The organism is Bacillus sp. SIMBA_074 (assembly GCF_046534555.1).
Taxonomy (GTDB): Bacteria; Bacillota; Bacilli; order Bacillales; family Bacillaceae_G; genus Bacillus_A; species Bacillus_A mycoides.
This window is the reverse complement of the sequence record NZ_JAWRYM010000818.1, coordinates 1-256: the sequence shown is the minus strand read 5'-3', so window position 1 is coordinate 256 and position 256 is coordinate 1. Positions and strand designations below refer to the sequence as shown.

The window sequence follows — 256 nt, the reverse complement described above, 5'->3', positions numbered from 1 at the left end:
GGGAGACGTACCGGTTTACGACATGAAGACATGGACCTTGCGTGTTTTCGGAGAAGTGGACAAGGAAGTCACACTCACCTATGAACAGATCATGGACATGCCGCAGGTGACAGTCACGAGAGACATTCACTGCGTCACACGCTGGTCCCGTTTTGACAATGCATTCACTGGAGTTCGGTTCCGCGATTTTCTGCAAGCCATCGGGGTTACCCCGCAAGCCTCCTACGTCATGCTGCACGGTGACAACGACTATACA

The 256-nt window shown here is 52.7% G+C and carries 1 protein-coding gene; it reads left to right on the top strand.

From position 1 onward, the window contains the following. On the top strand, positions 1–256 hold a 256-nt coding region (locus tag SB773_RS33040; protein WP_410594651.1), incomplete at both ends, for a molybdopterin-dependent oxidoreductase.